Source organism: Mycolicibacterium nivoides, assembly GCF_003855255.1.
Lineage (GTDB): Bacteria > Actinomycetota > Actinomycetes > Mycobacteriales > Mycobacteriaceae > Mycobacterium > Mycobacterium nivoides.
Window position 1 is genome coordinate 5,381,205 of the sequence record NZ_CP034072.1, and the last position, 19,121, is coordinate 5,400,325.

Annotated in this window: 17 protein-coding genes; 9 read left to right on the plus strand and 8 right to left on the minus strand. The window is 66.6% G+C overall.

What is annotated here, in order from left to right; genetic code table 11:
- Positions 1 to 17 precede the first annotated feature (17 nt).
- Together EH231_RS26390 and EH231_RS26395 are read left to right on the plus strand one after the other, a co-directional pair.
- Positions 18 to 1,529: a serine/threonine-protein kinase gene (locus EH231_RS26390; RefSeq protein WP_124713615.1), complete on the plus strand. Its 1,512-nt coding sequence runs from the start codon at positions 18 to 20 to the stop codon at positions 1,527 to 1,529.
- On the plus strand, positions 1,529 to 2,020 hold the full coding sequence (locus EH231_RS26395; protein ID WP_124713616.1) for a hypothetical protein: 492 nt from the start codon (positions 1,529 to 1,531) through the stop codon (positions 2,018 to 2,020). The genes EH231_RS26390 and EH231_RS26395 overlap by 1 nt, the downstream gene beginning before the upstream one ends.
- A gap of 3 nt (positions 2,021 to 2,023) precedes the next feature.
- Here the strand turns inward: EH231_RS26395 and EH231_RS26400 are convergent, their stop codons facing one another.
- Complete coding sequence (locus EH231_RS26400) at positions 2,024 to 2,410, minus strand: VOC family protein (protein ID WP_090424301.1); 387 nt, start codon at positions 2,408 to 2,410, stop codon at positions 2,024 to 2,026.
- A gap of 98 nt (positions 2,411 to 2,508) precedes the next feature.
- On the opposite strand from EH231_RS26400, the gene EH231_RS26405 reads away from it, so the two are divergent.
- Positions 2,509 to 4,230 carry an N-acyl-D-amino-acid deacylase family protein gene (locus EH231_RS26405; RefSeq protein ID WP_090424300.1) on the plus strand — a complete coding sequence of 574 codons (1,722 nt, stop codon included), beginning with the start codon at positions 2,509 to 2,511 and terminating at the stop codon, positions 4,228 to 4,230.
- Between the two features lie 43 nt (positions 4,231 to 4,273).
- Positions 4,274 to 4,654 (plus strand): pyridoxamine 5'-phosphate oxidase family protein, encoded by a 381-nt coding sequence (locus EH231_RS26410; protein ID WP_124713617.1) that lies wholly within the window; start codon positions 4,274 to 4,276, stop codon positions 4,652 to 4,654.
- 76 nt (positions 4,655 to 4,730) lie between these two features.
- Here the strand turns inward: EH231_RS26410 and EH231_RS26415 are convergent, their stop codons facing one another.
- The 5 genes from EH231_RS26415 to EH231_RS26440 all read right to left on the minus strand — a co-directional run bounded on the left by EH231_RS26415 (position 4,731) and on the right by EH231_RS26440 (position 9,864).
- Entirely contained in the window at positions 4,731 to 5,564 is an 834-nt protein-coding gene (locus tag EH231_RS26415) for an endonuclease domain-containing protein (protein WP_124713618.1), read from the minus strand.
- 141 nt (positions 5,565 to 5,705) lie between these two features.
- The gene (groL, locus tag EH231_RS26420) at positions 5,706 to 7,328 is read right to left on the minus strand and encodes a chaperonin GroEL (RefSeq protein WP_090424298.1); all 1,623 of its coding nucleotides are present in this window, start codon (positions 7,326 to 7,328) and stop codon (positions 5,706 to 5,708) included.
- 238 nt (positions 7,329 to 7,566) lie between these two features.
- Complete coding sequence (locus EH231_RS26430; protein WP_124713619.1) at positions 7,567 to 8,361, minus strand: polysaccharide deacetylase family protein; 795 nt, start codon at positions 8,359 to 8,361, stop codon at positions 7,567 to 7,569.
- 77 nt (positions 8,362 to 8,438) lie between these two features.
- Positions 8,439 to 9,278, minus strand: a complete 840-nt coding sequence (locus EH231_RS26435; protein WP_090424296.1) for an LLM class F420-dependent oxidoreductase — start codon at positions 9,276 to 9,278, stop codon at positions 8,439 to 8,441.
- Between the two features lie 34 nt (positions 9,279 to 9,312).
- Complete coding sequence (locus EH231_RS26440; RefSeq protein ID WP_090424295.1) at positions 9,313 to 9,864, minus strand: TetR/AcrR family transcriptional regulator; 552 nt, start codon at positions 9,862 to 9,864, stop codon at positions 9,313 to 9,315.
- A 116-nt stretch (positions 9,865 to 9,980) separates the two neighbouring features.
- On the opposite strand from EH231_RS26440, the gene EH231_RS26445 reads away from it, so the two are divergent.
- From EH231_RS26445 to EH231_RS26465, 5 genes are all read left to right on the plus strand, one after another.
- A complete protein-coding gene (locus EH231_RS26445; RefSeq protein WP_124713620.1) occupies positions 9,981 to 10,904 on the plus strand; it encodes an SDR family NAD(P)-dependent oxidoreductase in 924 nt (307 codons plus the stop codon).
- Positions 10,905 to 10,938: 34 nt separating this feature from the next.
- Complete coding sequence (locus tag EH231_RS26450) at positions 10,939 to 11,445, plus strand: cupin domain-containing protein (RefSeq protein ID WP_090424293.1); 507 nt, start codon at positions 10,939 to 10,941, stop codon at positions 11,443 to 11,445.
- Between the two features lie 84 nt (positions 11,446 to 11,529).
- Complete coding sequence (locus EH231_RS26455) at positions 11,530 to 13,236, plus strand: DEAD/DEAH box helicase (RefSeq protein WP_090424292.1); 1,707 nt, start codon at positions 11,530 to 11,532, stop codon at positions 13,234 to 13,236.
- A gap of 118 nt (positions 13,237 to 13,354) precedes the next feature.
- Positions 13,355 to 15,592 carry a DUF1214 domain-containing protein gene (locus EH231_RS26460; protein ID WP_124713621.1) on the plus strand — a complete coding sequence of 746 codons (2,238 nt, stop codon included), beginning with the start codon at positions 13,355 to 13,357 and terminating at the stop codon, positions 15,590 to 15,592.
- A gap of 39 nt (positions 15,593 to 15,631) precedes the next feature.
- Complete coding sequence (locus tag EH231_RS26465) at positions 15,632 to 17,029, plus strand: DUF2252 domain-containing protein (RefSeq protein WP_124713622.1); 1,398 nt, start codon at positions 15,632 to 15,634, stop codon at positions 17,027 to 17,029.
- 8 nt (positions 17,030 to 17,037) lie between these two features.
- Here the strand turns inward: EH231_RS26465 and EH231_RS26470 are convergent, their stop codons facing one another.
- Together EH231_RS26470 and EH231_RS26475 are read right to left on the minus strand one after the other, a co-directional pair.
- Complete coding sequence (locus EH231_RS26470) at positions 17,038 to 17,853, minus strand: HAD-IIA family hydrolase (protein ID WP_090424289.1); 816 nt, start codon at positions 17,851 to 17,853, stop codon at positions 17,038 to 17,040.
- Positions 17,854 to 17,878: 25 nt separating this feature from the next.
- The gene (locus tag EH231_RS26475) at positions 17,879 to 19,108 is read right to left on the minus strand and encodes an amidohydrolase family protein (RefSeq protein WP_164481027.1); all 1,230 of its coding nucleotides are present in this window, start codon (positions 19,106 to 19,108) and stop codon (positions 17,879 to 17,881) included.
- Positions 19,109 to 19,121: the final 13 nt, after the last annotated feature.

Consider the following 19,121-nt stretch of genomic DNA (forward strand, 5'->3'; position numbering starts at 1 on the left):
CGACTACGATCACGGGCATGCCGTTGAATACCGGCGACGTGTTCGCCGGGTACACGATTCAGCGTCTGCTCGGCTCAGGGGGCATGGGCGAGGTGTATCTGGCGCAGCATCCGCGCCTACCCCGCCAGGACGCACTCAAGATCATGCCGGCCTCGCTGACCGGTGACGCCCAGTATCGCGACCGGTTCAACCGCGAAGCCGACATCGCCGCCTCACTCTGGCATCCCCACATCGTCGGCCTGCACGATCGCGGCGAGCACGAGGGGCAGCTGTGGATCGCGATGGACTACGTCGACGGCACCGACGCCGCCCGGTACGTACGCGATCGGCACCCCTCCGGCATGCCCCTGCCCGAGGCTGTCGAGATCGTCACCGCGATCGCCGAAGCCCTCGACTACGCACACGAGCGCCACCTGTTACATCGCGACGTCAAGCCAGCCAACATCCTGCTGACCGGACCGGAAGTCGCTCGTCGCCGAATTCTGTTGGCCGACTTCGGTGTTGCCCGTCGGATCGACGACATCAGCGGGATCACCGCCACCAACATGGCCGTCGGCTCGATGGCCTACTCCGCCCCCGAGCAGCTCCTGGGGCAGACGATGGACGGACGGGCCGACCAATATGCCTTGGCGGCCAGTGCATTTCAGCTCCTGGCAGGGCATTCGCCCTTCCATCATTCCAATCCCGCCGTGGTCATCAGCAAGCAACTCAACGAGCTCCCGCCCAGCCTGCGCGGCAATCGTCCCGAACTGGCCTACCTGGACGAGGTCATGCTCAAGGGCATGGCCAAGGACCGCGATGGCCGCTACGCGCGGTGCGCCGATTTCGCGAAGGCGCTCGCCGACGCCCGGGCGACCGCCCCGGCTACGCGGCGCCCTCCCACGGTGCAGCCGGTGTCGCCGCGACCGGTGTCGACGGAACCCCCGCGGGTCTTCGTGGCTCCGACCTTCACGGCACCCGGGCCCCCGGTGGTCAGTGCGCCGCACCACTCCCCCACCTGGTCGGGCCCCAGCCCGATCCCTCAACCCCGCCAACCCCAGAAGCCCAGCGCCGCAAGGGGTGTGGCGCCGGGTGCGCTGGCGGTGCTGCTGGTGTGCGCCATCGTCTTCGCGATCAGCCAGTTCGTCCGGGCCGCCCCGGCTCCGGTCAGTACACCGTCGTGGCAGCCGTACGTCGACGCGGCCAAGACCTTCGCACTGCACACCGTCACCGTGAGCGCCGACACGGCCGACAGCGATCTCGAGGCGATCATGGACGGCGCCACCGATGAGTTCCGCGCCGACCTGAAGAGCCAGGCGCCGCAGATCAAACGCAAGGCCCAGGAACTGGGCGTCAAGACCGACGGGACGGTCACCGGGGCCGGCGTCGAATCGCTGTTCTCCGATGAAGCGGTCGTGCTCGTCACCGTCGACACCAAGGTCACCGTCACGAGCAATCGGGTCGGCGTGGTGTCACTGCAACGCGTGCGGGTCACCGTCGAACATGTCGACGGCGCCTACAAGGCCTCGAAGCTGGAGTTTGTGAACTGATGGGGACACGCGCACGCGGCTGGACGCTGCTGGTCGCCGGCCTCGCCGTCGGCATCATCGTCGCCATCGGCCTGGGTTCCTGGCAGCTGTCGGTCAAGAGCCGGCCGGCGCCCGCGCCCGTCGCCGACGACGACCATGCACGCGAGCAGGTCACCGAGTTCGTGGCCACCAATGTGGTCAAGGTCCTGAGCTTCACCCCCACGACCAGCAGGGGTGACATCGATGCGGTCAGCGAACTGCTGACCGGCTCGGCGGTCGACGACTACCGCAAGACGATCCGCTCGAAGCCGGACAACGTCACCCAGACCGCGACGGTCCGAAACACCGGCGTGGAGTCGCTGACTGCCGACGAGGCCATGGTGGTGGCGTTCGTCGACCAGAAGACCGAGACCGCGGGTGGCGGCGAGCCGACCAAGGACGCACTGGCGTACCGGGTCAGCCTCACCCGCGTCGACGGCGACTGGCTGATCTCGGAACTGGAGCCGCTCTAGCGGCTACTGCGCTGCGGCCCCGTGGAACACCGCCTCGACGTTGTTGCCGTCGGGATCGCGGACGAACGCGCCGAAATAGCCCGGGTGGTACTCGGGCCACAGCCGTGGCGCGTGCAGCGACTCGGCCCCCAGTTTCACCGCGGCGTCGTAGAACGCCTGGACCGCATCGGTGTCGGCCGCATGGAACGCCACATGGATCTCCCGGTTGGGCCCGCCGGCGTCGCCGGCGCTGGCGTCGGCGATCCAGAAGTCGGGCTTGCCCTCACTGCCGTAGCCGATGGCCACGCCAAAGTCCATCTGCCGGGAGTAGCCCAGGACACCCAGCACGGTGTCGTAGAACTCGCTGGCCTTGGTGAAATCGGTGCAGTTGATACCGAAGTGATCGATCACGCGCTGATCCTGGCACGGCCCACCGACAAAGCCGCGCAATGTCGCGAAATTCGGCCAACCCCATGGGCATCCACAGCTTGTAGTCGTAAGTTAGTTAGATGAGCTACGACCTGTGCATCCGCGGCGGCACCATCGTCGACGGCCTGGGTGGCGAACCCTACGTGGGCGACGTCGCGGTGCGCGACGGCGTCATCGTCGAGATCGGGTCCGTGGCCGGGACCGCCGAACGCGAGATCGATGCCACCGGGCTCTTGGTCACCCCCGGTTTCGTCGACCTGCACACGCACTACGACGGTCAGGCGATCTGGTCGGACCGGCTCAACCCATCCTCGGCACACGGGGTCACCACGGCCGTGATGGGCAACTGCGGCGTCGGGTTCGCGCCGTGCCGTCCGGACGATCACGACGTGCTGGTCGACGTCATGGCCGGTGTGGAGGACATCCCCGGGGTCGTCATGGTCGATGGTCTGCCGTGGACGTGGGAGACGTTCCCCGAGTTCCTCGACGCCCTGGGGTCCCGTCGGCTCGACATCGACGTGGCGGCGTTCCTGCCGCACTCCCCGCTGCGGGTGTATGTGATGGGGCGGCGCGGCATAGATCGAGAGCCCGCGAACACCGAAGACCTCGCGCTCATGCGCAAGCTCGCCGCCGAGGCCGTGAACTGCGGAGCACTGGGATTCGCCTCGTCGAGGCTGACGATCCACAAGACCGAGAGCGGCAGGCCGATTCCCAGTTACGACGCCGGCTATGCGGAGATCGAGGCGATCGCCCGGGGCGTGCACGACGCCGGTGGCGGCCTGATCCAGTTCGTGCCCGATCTGGTCGCGGGCGACTACGAACCGGCACTGCAGACGGTGTTCGACGTGGCCGCCGACGTGGGCTTGCCCGTCACGTTCACGCTGGCTATCGGCAATGCCGGGCCGCCGTTCTTCGAGGACGCGCTGCGCATGGTGGAGAAGGCCAACCAGAATGGCGGCAGTATTTCTGCCCAGATCTTCCCCCGTCCGATCGGACTGGTACTCGGCCTTGAGTTGTCGGGCAATCCGTTCGTCCTCTACCCGAGCTACCGCGAGATCGCCCACCTGCCGCTTGCCGAGCGAGTCGCCGAGATGCGTAAACCCGAAGTCCGCCAACGTATTCTGAGCGATTCCTCGGCCAGCGACGGACACCCGCTGATGTTCGCGGTGCAGGCCTGGGACTACATGTACCCGCTGGGTGAGCAGCCCGACTACGAGCCCGATCCGTCGAACTCGATCGGTGCCCGGGCGCGGGCCCGCGACGTCGACCCCCTCGAGGAGGCCTACGACCGCCTGCTCGACGACGACGGGCACGCCATGCTGCTGGTCACGCTGGCCAACTTCCGCGACAACTCCCTCGACACCGTCGCCGAGTTGATCCGGCGCGACGACGTCATACTCGGCCTCGGCGACGGCGGCGCGCATTACGGGATGATCTGCGACGCGAGCTTCCCCACCTACCTGCTGACGCACTGGGTACGTGACCGGGGCGCGGGGATGCTGACCGTCGCGGATGCCGTTCGGGAACTGACCTCGGTACCGGCCAGGGTCGCCGGGCTGGCCGATCGCGGTCGAATTGCGTTGGGCTACAAGGCCGATCTCAACGTCATCGACCATGCGGCACTGCGGCTGCACCGGCCGGTCGTCGCCTACGACCTGCCCGGCGGCGGGCGTCGCCTCGACCAGACCGCGGACGGCTACGTCGCGACTGTCGTGTCCGGTGAGATCATCGCCGAGAACGGTGTCCCCACGGAGGCGCGTCCCGGTCGACTCGTCCGCGGCAAACAACCTGCGCCCATGTGACAGGTCTCCCACGACGGGGCGCGTACCGAACTATCCTCACGTCATGAGCGTGAAAGTGGATCTCAACCAGCTGGCCGACAAGCTGGCGGACTACACGTTCGCCTACCTCGTCACGGTCGACGACAACTACCACGCACACACCGTCGCGGTGGAGCCACACCTGGTCAACGGAGTCATTCACGTCGGCCCGGTCGGAGGGCACACCCGTAGAAACCTCGCGTCCCACGAGCACGCGACGCTGGTATGCCCGCCACGTCAACCCGGTGGGTATTCGCTGATCGTGGACGGGCGCGGCCAAGCCGGCACCGCCGGGGACGACACGCATCAGATCGTGCCCAGCCGCGCGGTGCTGCATCGCCGGGCGGCCCAGCCCGGCCCACCCGGCAAGTGCGACAGCGACTGCATCGTCTTGTCGGAGAACTGACCCCACCGCCCCTGCCGAGCGTGGCGCTTACGCCCGCATTTTCGCGAAAATTCGTGCACAAGAGTCACACTCGTCATCAGATCGGGCAGCCGGCGGCCCGCAGCTTCGCTTGCACGCGTTCGACGATGATGTGCGGTCGGGACATCATCTCCGCGCTGACCCGCACGACGGCCCAACCGGCCTCCTCCAGCAACGCGATGCGGTCGATATCCCAGGATCGCTGCCACCGATCAGTCCAGTGCTGAACGCCGTCGTACTCGACGGCCACCTTCCACTCCCGCCACCCCAGGTCGACACGGATGTGCAGGTCACGGCACTCGATCTGGGTCTCGGGAGTCGGCAGGCCGCCACGAACGATGGTCAGCCGCAGCCTGCTTTCCTGAGGGAACTCGGCACCACCGTCGAACAGGGGCAGCACCGAACGTAATCGCGCGACACCTCGGCAGCCCGGGTGAGCATCGGCCACGGCGAGCACGTCGGCAGGTTTGATACCCGTGGCGTTGAGCAGGGCGTCCACGAGAGGCACCGCGAGTTCGGGACGGTACAGCCGGCCGAGGTCGAAGGCCGTGCGAGCCGGGGTCGTGACGTCCATCCCGGCGACCGTGCATGTCTCAGCGGGGCCGAGTGTCCACGAGTGCACGACAATTCCCGCGGGCGCACGCCGGTCAGCGCGAATGATCTCTGCGGGCCTGCTCGGGTTCAACCACTTCGTGCCGAGGATTGCCGCGGCCGACATCCCGGCCAACGTCGCGCCCGTGGACAACCAGGCTGCTTGTGCTCTGATTCGGGCAGTCAGCTCAAGATCGCGCCTGACGTAGACGTCCCGGTAGAGCGCGACGTGGTGGCGGACGAGGCTGTGGCGGGTCAACTTGCCGCGGCGCACCGCTGCACTTCCGATGAAGGGTTCCATGCTCGCAGGCTGGCGAGCCACACCGACGAGCGTGGCGCTCCTGCAGGGAATTCGGCCATCCCTGTGCATAGACGCCGCACTGGGGATACGAAAAAGCCCGGCCTGCCGAAGCAGACCGGGCCTTCCCGTAAAGAGCAGGACTTAGAAGTCCATACCGCCCATGCCACCGGTCGGGTCGGCCGCGGGGGCCGACTTCTCCGGCTTGTCGGCGACGACGGCCTCGGTGGTGAGGAACAGCGCCGCGATGGACGCCGCGTTCTGCAGCGCCGAGCGGGTGACCTTGACCGGGTCGGCAACGCCGGCGGCCAGCAGGTCCTCGTACTCACCGGTCGCGGCGTTCAGGCCGTGACCCGCGGGCAGGTTCGACACCTTCTCGGCGACGACGCCCGGCTCCAGACCACCGTTGAAGGCGATCTGCTTCAGCGGGGCCGACAGCGAGACGCGCACGATGTTGGCGCCAGTGGCCTCATCACCGGTGAGCGACAGCTCATCCAGCGACGGAGCCGACTGCAGCAGGGCCACGCCACCACCGGCGACGATGCCCTCTTCGACGGCGGCCTTCGCGTTGCGAACGGCGTCCTCGATGCGGTGCTTGCGCTCCTTGAGCTCCACCTCGGTGGCAGCTCCGGCCTTGATCACCGCAACACCGCCGGCCAGCTTGGCCAGGCGCTCCTGCAGCTTCTCGCGGTCGTAGTCGGAGTCGCTGTTCTCGATCTCGGCGCGGATCTGGGCGACACGGCCCTGGATCGCGTCGGCATCGCCGGCACCCTCGATGACGGTGGTCTCGTCCTTGGTGACGACGACCTTGCGGGCCTGGCCCAGCAGCGCGACATCGGCGGTCTCCAGCGAGAGGCCGACCTCTTCGCTGATGACCTGGCCACCGGTGAGGATGGCGATGTCCTGCAGCATGGCCTTGCGGCGGTCACCGAAGCCCGGAGCCTTGACGGCCACAGACTTGAAGGTGCCACGGATCTTGTTGACCACCAGGGTCGACAGGGCTTCGCCCTCGACGTCCTCGGCGATGATCAGCAGCGGCTTGCCGGACTGGATGACCTTCTCCAGCAGGGGCAGCAGGTCCTTGACGGTCGACACCTTGGAGCTGACCAGCAGGATGTAGGGATCCTCCAGGACGGCTTCCTGGCGCTCGGCATCGGTCACGAAGTAACCCGAGATGTAGCCCTTGTCGAAGCGCATGCCCTCGGTGAGCTCCAGCTGGAGACCGAAGGTGTTGCTCTCCTCGACGGTGATGACACCCTCGTTGCCGACCTTGTCCATGGCCTCGGCGATCAGGTCGCCGATGGACTGGTCTCCGGCGGAGATACCGGCGGTGGCAGCGATCTGCTCCTTGGTCTCCACCTCCTTGGCGCTCTTCAGCAGCGTCTCGGTGACCTTCTCGACGGCCTTCTCGATGCCGCGCTTCAGGCCGAGCGGGTTGGCGCCGGCAGCGACGTTGCGCAGACCTTCGCGAACCAGGGCCTGGGCCAGAACGGTGGCGGTGGTGGTTCCGTCGCCCGCGACGTCGTCGGTCTTCTTGGCGACCTCTTTGACCAGCTCAGCGCCGATCTTCTCGTACGGGTCCTCCAGCTCGATCTCCTTGGCGATGGACACACCATCGTTGGTGATCGTGGGGGCGCCCCACTTCTTCTCCAGGACGACGTTGCGACCCTTGGGGCCCAGCGTCACCTTTACCGCGTCGGCGAGGGCGTTCAGACCCCGCTCGAGGCCGCGACGGGCCTCTTCGTCATACGCAATTGTCTTAGCCATTGCGAAGTGATTCCTCCGGATAGGGGATCGCACGTTCATTGGTCGGGTTCAGTGCCCGCGACGGACGACTGGGTGTGCTCCCGCAGGTGCGGCCCCGGTCTCACCGTCCCGACCTAGCACTCACTGATCGAGAGTGCCAACTGCATTCTTAGCACTCGACCAGGGCGAGTGCAAGGTCGTCGGGCGCTTCCCCCGGCTTACCGCCTACGCCCGTGGCGAAACGGTGACATCGCCTGCGTCAGACCCGACCGGTCGGCGTGACGAACTGCCAGCCCGCGGCCTGCATGGCGGGGATGGCATCGGCGAATCCGGCATGCGTGCCGGACTGGGGATGGTTCATGTGGGCGATCACGATCGATCCCGGGGCCGCATTCATCACGTTGGACCGCACCGCCGCGGCGGATGCCGTCGCTCCGTTGTCCGCGTTGACGGTGAACCCCAACGGTTGCTCACCGAGTTCGTGCACGATCTCGACGGCCACGTCGTCGTAATGCGCGGTGCCCGGACGGAACCAGGTCGGGGCCCGACCGGTCAGCGCCGTCAACCGCTGGTGATTGCCCCACACCTCATTGACCACCTCATCGGCCGAACGGGTCCCGGCGATGCCATAGGCGGACCGGCCGGTCACCGACAGCGGCACATGCCGGGTGCCGTGATTCCCGATCTCGAACAACGGGTTGCCGGCCAACTGCCGCGCCCGGTCCGGATTCTTGTCGAGCCATTTCGAGTTGAGCATCAGTACCGCGGGCACGCCGTTGCGCTGCAGGGTGTCGAGCAGTGCGTCGTCGCAGGCACCGTCACAGGCGTCGAAGGTCAACGCGATCTGGCGGCCGACGGCAGCGAAGGACGTGGTGATCCCGGGCAGCGCCATACCCCACTGGGCGGGGGTGCGTCGCTTGTTGGTCATCGCGACCGACGGCGGGTCGATCGCGTTCGGGTCGGCGTGCGCGGCCGGCACCCCGGCCCGCCATGCGTAGCCGGCGGCGATCGAGCCGACGGCGGTCGCCGTCAGGAACGCGCGCCTGGTGATCACATTTGCCGACGGTAGGAGCGCTTCTTGATGACAGCCCGCCGATCAGCTGTGGGTTGGCTGCGGGCGCGGCGCGTGGGCTAGCCGGTCGTCGCCTGGTACTCCTGCACCTTTGCCGCGAAATCGTCGAGCAGCCGCAGTGACTCGTCCTTTCCGACGGACGGCAGGAACAGCCCCAGCTGACCGAAGCCGAGATCCTCAGCGGCACGCCAATAGTCGGGCTTCATGGGTGTGCCGAACATCATCAACGGCACGTCCTGCGCGCCGCCGTCGTGCATCTGTCCAATGCGTTTGGCCAACACGTCCCTCGGTAGCGGGTTGGAAATCCAGCCCGCGCCATGGCGAATCACGCGTTTGACGGTGGCATCGGAATTGCCGCCGATGTAGATGGGCGGGTGCGGTTTCCGGACCGGCTTGGGCCGGCAATAAGACGACTCGAAGTTGATGTACTTGCCGTGATACTCGGCGGGTTCGTCGGTCCACAACGCCTTGACCGCCTCGATGCTCTCGTCCAGCCGTGCGCCACGGGTTTTCGGGTCGGTGCCGTGGTCGCGCATCTCTTCGAGGTTCCAGCCGGCCCCGACTCCGAACACGAACCGTCCACCGGAGATGAGGTCGATACTCGCGGATTCCTTGGCGGCGTGGATGGGGTCGCGCTGGATGAGCAGTGCGACCCCGGTGACGAGTTCGATCGTGGAGGTCACCGCGGCCGCGGCGGCGAGCGTGACGAACGGATCGAGCGTGTTGTAGTACCACGGCGGCAGGTCGCCACCGTCCGGATACGGAGATTCCCGGCTCACCGGGATGTGGCTGTGTTCGGCGACGATCAGCGAGGTGAAGCCGCGCTCCTCGATCGCGCGGGCCAGTGATGCCGGATCAATGCTGTCGTCGTCGACGAAAGTCGCGATTCCGAACTTCATTCGGCCGACGCTACTCCCGCGCACACCCAGGGCGTCACCGCCTTCCTTTCGCCCGCAACCCGTCGAACACCACCGAGGTGACCCGCTCGGCCACATCGTCGTTGTAAGCCTGCATGGCCTGACATCCGACCAGCAGTGCCTTCACGTCCGAGACCGTGACGTCACGCCGGACCGTGCCCGCCTTCTGCCCTGCGGCCAGCAGGTCCCCGAGGACTGCCAGGTACTCGTCCTCGGCCTCGGGAACCACTGTGTTGACGTCGATGCCTGACCCGGCGAGGGCGTCGACCAGTCCGCGGTCGGCGGCGCCCCACTGCAACACCATCGACCGCAGGAACATGAACAGCGCGTCGGCGGGATCGGCCTCGGCGAGCAAGGCTCGCCCCTCGTCGACGACGCCGCGGATCCGCTCGGCGATCACCGCCTGGAACAACGCGTCCTTGGTCGGAAAGTGCCGGTAGATGGTTCCCGCGCCGACCCCGGCCCGGCGCGCGATCTCGTCGATGGGCACGGACAGTCCATCGGCGGCGAACGTTTCGTAGGCCACCTCCAGCACCCGGGCACGGTTCCGTGCCGCATCCGCACGCATTCGCCATCACCTCACAAATCCATCAGCGAGAAATCATTGACAAAGCGGGGCGCACGTTCCGTATATTCGTACACAACCGGAGTGTTCACTCCGCTTAGCCCTACTAGGAGTCTCTCATGACCAGCTGGACCACCGCCAACATTCCGAATCAAACGGGCCGCACGGCCATCGTGACCGGCGCAAACACCGGTCTCGGGCTCGAGACCGCCAAGGCCCTGGCCGCCAAGGGCGCCCACGTCGTACTCGCCGTGCGCAACCTGGACAAGGGCGCGGCCGCCGTCGAGTGGATCTCGCGGTCGGTGCCGAACGCCGACCTCGAACTACAGCGCCTCGACCTGGGGTCACTGAAATCGGTGCGGGAGGCCGCTGACGAGATCAGGGCCAAGCACGACACCATCGACCTGCTGATCAACAACGCCGGCGTGATGACCCCTCCGAAGGAGACCACCGAAGACGGGTTCGAGCTGCAGTTCGGCACCAACCACCTCGGCCACTTCGCCCTTACCGGCCTGCTTCTCGACCGCCTCCTGCCGGTTGCCGGCTCACGCATCGTGACGGTCAGCAGCATCGGCCACCGCTTCTCGCGTGGCATCCGGTTCGACGATCTGCAGTGGGAACGCAGCTACAACCGCCTCCAGGCCTACGGTCAGTCCAAGCTCGCCAATCTGCTGTTCACCTATGAACTGCAGCGCCGCCTGATCGGGCAGCACACCGCGGCACTGGCCGCGCACCCTGGCGGATCCGACACCGAACTGGCCCGCCACCTTCCCCGCGCCGCACAGCGCGCGGTCCCCCTGCTGCGTCCGCTCTTCCAGGAGGCCGCCATGGGCGCGTTGCCGACGCTGCGCGCGGCCACGGATCCAGGCGCACTCGGCGGTCAGTACTACGGCCCCGACGGGCTCGGCGAACAGAAGGGCCACCCGAAGCTGGTGACCTCCAACGAGCGGTCCTACGACATCGAGCTGCAGCGCCGGCTGTGGGCGGTGTCCGAGGAACTCACCGGCGTGACCTACCCACAGCTGCAGGACGCGCGCGCCTGACGCGATGGCCCGTCGCCGCAACTAGGCTGGCGGGGTGTCGCTCTGGGATCCCAGGAATGTGCCCCCTTATCCCCCGCCCCGCTACACCGAGAATGAGCCTGAAGTCAGCGCGCGGCTCAGACGCGGCGACGGGCCGCCCGACTACGACTCCCAGGGCCTGGTGAAATACCACTACCTGGCCAACCAGCAGCAGACCGACGGCGATTACGGTCTCTACCGCATCGACATCAGCCCGCAGGGCGGCGGGCCCGGCCCGCATTTCCACCGGACCATGTCGGAGGCGTTCTTCGTCCTGTCGGGCACCGTCGAGCTCTACGACGGAAACGACTGGGTGGACGGCAACCAGGGCGACTTCCTGTATGTTCCACCGGGCGGAATCCACGGCTTCCGCAATGTGGCCGACGCGCCGACATCGCTTTTGATGTTGTTTGCTCCGGGCGCGCCGCGCGAGGCCTATTTCGAAGGGTTCGCCCAGTTGGCCGACCTCAACGATGAGGAACGCGCCGAGTGGTTCATCAAGAACGACAACCACTTCCTCTGAGCGACACGCCCGGGGCTTTCCTGCAGAGATGCGCCAGCGTAACGCGCTGGCCTAGACTGCATTCCGACTGAGAGGAGTCCTCGGGTGCGGGCTGATGCAGCGCCCAGCACCCAGGCACTTCGGGGCTGGCAGCGCAAGGCGCTGGTGCGGTATTTGACCGCCAAGCCGCGGGACTACCTGGCGGTCGCCACCCCAGGCGCGGGTAAGACGACGTTTGCGCTGCGGATCGCGGCGGAGCTGCTCAACGACCGCACGGTCGACGCGATCACCGTGGTGGTGCCCACCGAGCACCTCAAGATCCAGTGGGCGCAGTCGGCAGCGCGAAACGGCATCGCACTCGATCCGAAGTTCAGCAATTCCAACTCGCAGACCTCCGCCGAGTACCACGGCGTCGTCGTCACCTACGCCCAGGTGGCCAGCCATCCCACCCGGCACCGCGTACGCACCGAGAACCGCAAGACCCTGGTCATCTTCGACGAGATTCACCACGGCGGCGACTCGAAGAGCTGGGGTGACGCCATGCGCGAAGCCTTTGACGACGCGACCCGGCGGCTGTCTCTCACCGGTACCCCGTTCCGCAGCGACGACAGCCCGATCCCCTTCGTGAATTACGAAACGGACGCCGCCGGTTTCCAGCAATCGAAGGCCGACCACGTGTACGGCTACTCCGATGCGCTGGCCGACGGGGTGGTCCGGCCTGTGGTGTTCCTCGCGTATTCCGGTGAGGCACGCTGGCGCGACAGCGCCGGCGAGGAGCATGCGGCCCGGCTCGGTGAGCCGCTGACCGCCGAGCAGACCGCACGGGCCTGGCGTACCGCGCTGAACCCGACCGGCGAGTGGATGCCTGCGGTCATCGCGGCGGCCGACAAGCGGTTGCAGCAGAAGCGCCAGCATGTGCCCGATGCCGGCGGCATGATCATCGCCACCAACCAGACCACCGCGCGGGCCTACGCCGACCTTCTCATCAAGATCACCGGCGAGGCGCCCACCGTGGTGCTCTCCGATGATCCCGGCGCTTCTGACCGGATCAGCCAGTACTCGGAGGGCACCAGTCGTTGGTTGGTCGCGGTCCGCATGGTGTCCGAGGGCGTCGACGTGCCGCGCCTGTCCGTCGGCGTGTACGCGACGAGTGCGTCGACGCCGCTGTTCTTCGCCCAGGCCATCGGCCGGTTCGTGCGCTCGCGCCGGGCGGGCGAGACCGCCAGCATCTTCCTGCCGTCGGTGCCCAATCTCCTTCTGCTGGCCAGCGAGATGGAAGCCCAGCGCAATCACGTGCTGGGCAAGCCGCACCGCGAGTCCGACGGACTCGACGACGAGGCGCTCGAAGCCGCCGAGAAGCGCAAGGACGAGAAAAGCGAACTCGAGAACGGCTTCGAATCCCTCGGCGCGGACGCCGAGTTGGACCAGGTCATCTTCGACGGCTCATCCTTCGGCACCGCAACCCCGGCCGGCAGCGACGAGGAAGCCGACTACCTGGGTATCCCAGGCCTGCTCGACGCCTCGCAGATGCGAGATCTGTTGCGGCGCAGGCAGGATGAGCAACTCACCAAGCGCACGGCCGAGGCCGCGGTGTCGGGCGGCCCGCCGCCGTCGCGCACCACACACGGCCAGTTGCGGGAACTGCGCCGTGAACTCAACGCTTTGGTGACCATCGCCCATCACCGCACCGGCAAGCCGCACGGCTGGATCCACAACGAGCTACGCCGCATCTGCGGCGGGCCCCCGGTGGCGGCCGCGACCACCGATCAGCTCAAGGCACGCATCGAGGCCGTGCGCGACCTGAAGGCCTGACAGCCGCCCTCACGACAAAAAAATCAGAGTCCCGCCAAACTCGCCCGAGACCGAACTGGAACTTGTTACAGTCGGCCAATTGCGTTCTGGTGCAGCCAGAACAGTTGGGGGAGAGCAAATGACGACGACGTCCGCTACCGCCGGAGGGGCACGATTCATCGGGCGGGTGGGCACTCTCGCCGTCGCCCTCGGAATCGGTGTGGCGGTTGCCAACGGCACCGCGCTCGCTTCCGCCGGGACCGGTAGCTCAGACTCGTCCGGAACGTCTTCAGGCGCGAGCAACAGTCCGAAGTCCGATGGCTCGACCCCTCAGCGAGGCCCCCGCAAACCGTCGTCCTCGGGCCCCGAGAAGCTGGCCAAACGGCTCGGCGAGGTGTCCGCCAAGGTGGAGTCCGCCCTCGACAAGTCCAAGGCCGGCCAGCGTCGATCGTCGGCAGCATCGACCGACCCGAAACCCGAAGGCAAGGACGGCAAGACGGCGGCCAAATCCACCACAGTCGCGGAGGCGGTCTCCCGTGCCATCGGCACCACAGCCGATACACCCCACAAGCGGCCGGCCACGCTTGACACCAGGTCCCAGGGCTCGGTCGAGTCCGAGACAGAGGCAGAGGCAGAGGCAGAGGCCACCACACCCCTGGAATCGCTGACCGTCGTCACCAAGACCGTGACCAATGATGTTGTGAACAAGGTAATTCCGGCGTTGACGCCCCGTATCCAGCCGCCGTCCGCCGAGGCCATACCCGAGCTGGTGGCGAACGTGACCGAGCGGCTCAAACCGCGCATCCCGGAATCTCCGGTGAGCCCGGTCCAGGATATCGGCCTGGCGGCACTGCTGGGCTGGTCGCGCCGCGATGGCCAGGCGCCGTCGATCGACCTCTTCGGCCGGTCGCGGGAGACCCAACAGGCCGAAACCAGTGTCACCACCTCTGAGGTGACGGACGAAGCCACGAGCACGCTGGCCACCGAGGATCAGCTTGAGGCCGAACAGCAGGTCAGCCAGATCGTCAACACGCCGATCGTTCAGCTGGCCAAGGTGGTCCTGATGGCGGCCTGGTACGTCGAGGCGGCCAAGAACTTCGCGACCGTCGGTGGCCCCGACTTCACTAACCTCTCTCAGCTCAACCAGGCCGCCACCGAGTTCGCCAACCAGTCGGCAACCGAGTTCCTGCTGCTGAATTCGAACGATCCGAAGCTCCTGCTCCAGGTCAACCCACCGCACAGCTGGAACGGGCAGAATGCCGGCGGCACCCGGATCTGGTACGACAACCCCGACACCGTCTATCGGTTCACGGGCATCAACGGCGCCTCCACCTACCGGATCGAGGGGAAGGTCGCGGGATACGACCCGGCCGACCCGAGCACCCACCCCACCTCCGCCAACGCCAATTTCAGTGTGCTGACAGGCATCAACGGCGTTACCGCAGCCAATCTCAGCGGCGAGGACCTCAGCATCAGGGACGACGGGACGTTCACCATCGTGGTGAGCCCGGACGCGGCGCCGGCCAACCCCGAGAAGGGCATGAACTACATCCAGGCCCCGTCCAACTCGACCATCCTGGCTACCCGAAACACTTTGGGGGACTGGAGTACCGAGACGCCCATGACGCTGACCATCGAGAAGACCGCCGGACCGCCGAGCAGTTTGTTCAGCCAGATCGGCGGGTTCGCCATCCCGGTCATCGGCCAGGCGGTCGTGGAAAACCCGGCCCTGATGAGCCTGGTGTCGGTCATCCCGGCGTTCGACAAGGTGCCATTGCTGCTTTCGTCCACCGAGACTGCCCTGCTGATGCTGGTCACCGGCATCAGCGGTGAGAACACCTACATGTCGGTGGCCACCGCCACCGGCGCGCCCAACACCTTGTCGCAGCCCGCTCACAACGCACAGTTCCTCTCCACACAGTTGCAGAGCGCCGGCTACTTCCAGCTCAAAGACGACGAGGCGATGATCATCACCGTCGATCCGGGTGACGCGGAGTACTTCGTGGTGCCGGTGACCAACGACTGGACCATCACCAACGACAACCGCAACCAGCAGACCAGCCTCAACAACAGTCAGGCCATCAAGAACGCGGACGGCACCTACACGATCGTGGTGTCCAAAAACGATCCAGGCGTGGCCAACTGGGTGTCCACCGGCGGGCTGAACCAGGGCACCATCTCCATGCGGTTCCAGGGCGTTGACCCGGATTCCACCAGCAACCCGACGGTGAAGACGCAGGTGGTGAAGATCTCGGAAGTCCAGGGGATCGTGAACGACCCGAACAACCCCAACTACAACCCCGAGCAGCTCAACTACGACCGCGACCAGCAGATCGCCGAGCGCCAGGCCGGATACGACAGGCGCTACACCGTGTAACGGGGCGCTCCCGCCCCTGGTTTCCACTACGCTGCGGCAATGGCTGGACGGCCGCTGCGGGACCGAGTTATCGAGATCGAGGACGTCTCACACGATGTCGCGCGCGGGCGGGCGCTGCGCAAAGCCGCCCCACGACGTGCGCTAGCCGAACTGATACCCAGCCGTCGCGGTGCGACGGAGATCCTGGTCGAACAGAACCAGCACCGCATCCCTGAACTGGTCCCGCTGCGGTTCGCGCGAATGCTGGTGGACCCGTTTGCCTTTTATCGCGGGTCGGCCGCGGTCATGGCGGCCGACCTCGCCGCCAGCCCCTCCAGCAGCATCGAAGTGCTCAGTTGCGGCGACGCGCATCTGTCGAACTTCGGTATCTACGCTGCCCCGGACCGCGAGTTGATCTTCGACCTCAACGATTTCGACGAGGCAGCCGCGGCACCGGCAGAGTGGGATGTCAAACGACTGATCACCAGCGCCATAATCGGTGGCCGGCATGCGGCATACCCGGAAAGGACCATCGAGCGCTTGGCCGCCCAGGCGGTCATGGCTTACCGGGCCGGTCTGCAGACCATGCTGGAAATGAACGTGCTGGACCGTTACTACCTGCGATTCGCACCGGAACAGTACCGCCACCGCGTCTCCGGGTCGCTCGGAGAGGTGATCGGCCGTACCGCGCGCCGGGCCCGGAAGCGTACTTCCGCACGGGTTTTCGCACGCATCATGTCCGAGGCACCCGATGGGACACTTCAGCTGCGGGAGGATCCCCCGGTGCTGCAGCACGTCGACATCGACCTGGAGACGACTCTCGTCGAATCACTGCAGGAGTACCTCACCAGCGTGCCTGCCGACGTCGCCGTGTTGCTGTCGCACTTCCGGGTCAGCGATGTCGCGATGCGGGTCGTCGGCGTCGGCAGCGTCGGCACCCGTTGCTTCCTGGTTATCTTGACCGGACCCGACGGCACTCCGTTGATCCTCCAGGTCAAGGAGGCCACTCGGTCGGTGCTGGAAGAGTATGGCGGCGTGGCGCAGCCGCCGGCCCTGCTCGCCGCGGTGAAAGCCTTGGGCCAGGGTGTGCGGGTGGTCGACGGCCAGCGGGTACTGCAGGCGATGTCGGATGTCTTTCTCGGGACGGCCCGCGTGGACGACCGCTACTACTACGTCCGCCAGTTCCAGGACATGAAGGGCACCATCGAAACCGAGGGCATGTCGCCGACCGAGTTCGCCGACTACGTGGCGGCCTGCGCACTGGCGCTCGCCCGTGGCCATGCACAGAGCGCCAACGCATCGATGCTGCGGGGTTATGTGGGCAACGGCGACAGGGTCAGCACCGCGGTCCTGCAATGGTGCTACGCGTACGCCGAGAAATCACGCGACGACTTCCACCAGCTGCACGCGGCCGCCAGGGCCGGCGAGATCGAGGTCGCCGACGACCCGGCGCGTTGAGCAGAGCCCTACAACTCCAGCAGTTCGGGAAGGTCGGCGACCGAGTCGATGACGTAGTTGGGCTGCATCGCGAATTCATCTGCGGCCCAACGGTCCAACGTGGCCTGACGGAACTTGCCGGTACGCACCAGCACCCCGGCCATCCCCACCACTTGCGCGGCCAGCACGTCGTTGTTGAGGTCGTCGCCGATCATGTACATCTCATCGGGGTCGACGCCGAGACGGTTCGCAGCGGCCAGGAACCCTTCCGGGGCAGGCTTGCCGACGGCCGTGGCCTTGCGGCCCGAGGTTTCCTCCATCCCGATCAGGTACATACCGGTGTCGACCCGTAGTCCGTCTGTGGTGGTCCACGAGGTGCTGCGGTGCATGGCGACGACGGGCACTCCCTGGGCCATCCAGTCGTACACCCAACTCAGTGTGAGGTGGTTGTACTCGGGCCCGGCCCCGCCGAGCAGCACCACGTCCGGGGTGTCCGGTGCGGCCGGTCCGGTGAAGTCACCGGAGTAAACGATGTCGACGCCGGGCATGTCCTCACCGATCTGCCCGCTGTTGACCAGGAAACACCGGGCGCCCGGGTAACGGTCCCGCACGTACTCGGCGGTCAGCGCCGCCGCGGTGATCACCTCGTCGGCGGCGACGTCCATGCCGGCCGCGGTCAGCAGGTCAGCTATCTGAGCGCGGGTGCGCGTGGTGGTGTTGGTCAGGTAGGAGCGGGCGATCTGATTCTCGGCCAGCACCCGCAACGTCTGCGCCGCGCCGTCGATGGGCTGCCAGGAGGTCACCAGCACACCATCGATGTCGAACAACACTCCACCGATAGCCATGCAGCGACAGTAAACGCCCGCAAATTCAGCGCAACTCGGGGCTGGCACCTTTCGCCGCAACACCGCGTACAACGCGTGCAGCCGATTCGAGCACAGTGATGTCCTGGTGCGGATCGGCCGGATACGCGACCAGATCGGCGAAGCTCCCGACGGTGAGTCTCCCCATTACCCCCGGCAGCCGTGCTGCCTCTGCAGCGGTCTGGGTCCCGGCACGTAGCGCTTCGCCCGCGGACATACCGGACTCGGTAAGGAGGCGTAGTTCGGTGGGCAACGCGTCGAAGGGTGTCCAGCGCCAGCCGGCGTCGGTACCGGCCACGATGTTGACACCCGAGTCGATAAGATCCCGCGTGTCGAGGAGGTCGTTGTGTTGCCGACGGGACCACACCTCGCGGATAGCGGCCGCGGCAGGAGCTCGATCCAGCACGTAGTGGCCCACACTGAGTGTCGATACCACTACTGCCTCATGGTCCACGAGTTCGCTCGCCACCTCGGCGCGGGTTCCGGCATCGATCCGCCGATCACCGGGAGAGCGGAATTTCGCGTGCTCGATGACACGAATGCCGGCGGCCAAAGCCTGCCGAATTGAGTTGGCAGACAAGCAATGAGCAGTCACAGGAAGGTGGGCTGTTCGACTGGCCGCGACGATTCGCTCAAGCTCGGCTGTCGTGAACGCAGCATCCCAGGGATTCGATCCCGTGGTACCGCCGCCGGATGCCATGACCTTGATCTGGGTTGCCCCGGCAGCAGCGAACTTCTCCACGAGTTTCTCCAGCGCGAACCCGCCCGAAGCTTCGCCGCCCATACGCGCGGCGTGGCCTCCCGGTGGTGTCAGCGGTGCACCGGCCGCATAGAGCCGAGCTTGATCTGACGCCGGCCGCGCCTCCCGAGCGATCTGGAAGATGAGCGGTGAGGGCCCACCACAATCGCGAGCTGCGGTCACCCCGACGCTGAGAAGTGATTCGAGTGCGTGACGTGCGTGCGCTCGGCATTCAGCGCTGTCGATGAGGCCGGCCGCCACGTCTGAATCGCCTTGGGCTGTTTCGGTGACGTGCACGTGCATGTCGATGAACGACGGACCGGCGACAAGCTCACCGAGGTCAACCGTCGGTGCCGTCGGCCACCGCGACGGAGCGCGGTCGCACCCTGGGCTGACTTCTGCGACGATGCCGTCCCGCACCAGGATCGCGGCCGGTTGCGGGCTCGGCTGATCATGGCCGAGCCGGATGCGACGGCCGACCACGATGGCATTTGCCACCGATTGAACCGCC

Bases quoted from the DNA above. Each gene is read 5' to 3' on its own strand.
- EH231_RS26440 (WP_090424295.1), bottom strand. From the start codon at position 9,864: ATGCGTGCGGATGCGGCACGGAACCGTGCCCGGGTGCTGGAGGTGGCC.
- EH231_RS26415 (WP_124713618.1), bottom strand. From the start codon at position 5,564: ATGGAACCCTTCATCGGAAGTGCAGCGGTGCGCCGCGGCAAGTTGACC.
- EH231_RS26460 (WP_124713621.1), top strand. From the start codon at position 13,355: ATGACGACGACGTCCGCTACCGCCGGAGGGGCACGATTCATCGGGCGG.
- EH231_RS26390 (WP_124713615.1), top strand. From the start codon at position 18: ATGCCGTTGAATACCGGCGACGTGTTCGCCGGGTACACGATTCAGCGT.
- EH231_RS26410 (WP_124713617.1), top strand. From the start codon at position 4,274: ATGAGCGTGAAAGTGGATCTCAACCAGCTGGCCGACAAGCTGGCGGAC.
- EH231_RS26405 (WP_090424300.1), top strand. From the start codon at position 2,509: ATGAGCTACGACCTGTGCATCCGCGGCGGCACCATCGTCGACGGCCTG.
- EH231_RS26470 (WP_090424289.1), bottom strand. From the start codon at position 17,853: ATGGCTATCGGTGGAGTGTTGTTCGACATCGATGGTGTGCTGGTGACC.
- groL (WP_090424298.1), bottom strand. From the start codon at position 7,328: ATGGCTAAGACAATTGCGTATGACGAAGAGGCCCGTCGCGGCCTCGAG.
- EH231_RS26395 (WP_124713616.1), top strand. From the start codon at position 1,529: ATGGGGACACGCGCACGCGGCTGGACGCTGCTGGTCGCCGGCCTCGCC.
- EH231_RS26435 (WP_090424296.1), bottom strand. From the start codon at position 9,278: ATGAAGTTCGGAATCGCGACTTTCGTCGACGACGACAGCATTGATCCG.
- EH231_RS26465 (WP_124713622.1), top strand. From the start codon at position 15,632: ATGGCTGGACGGCCGCTGCGGGACCGAGTTATCGAGATCGAGGACGTC.
- EH231_RS26445 (WP_124713620.1), top strand. From the start codon at position 9,981: ATGACCAGCTGGACCACCGCCAACATTCCGAATCAAACGGGCCGCACG.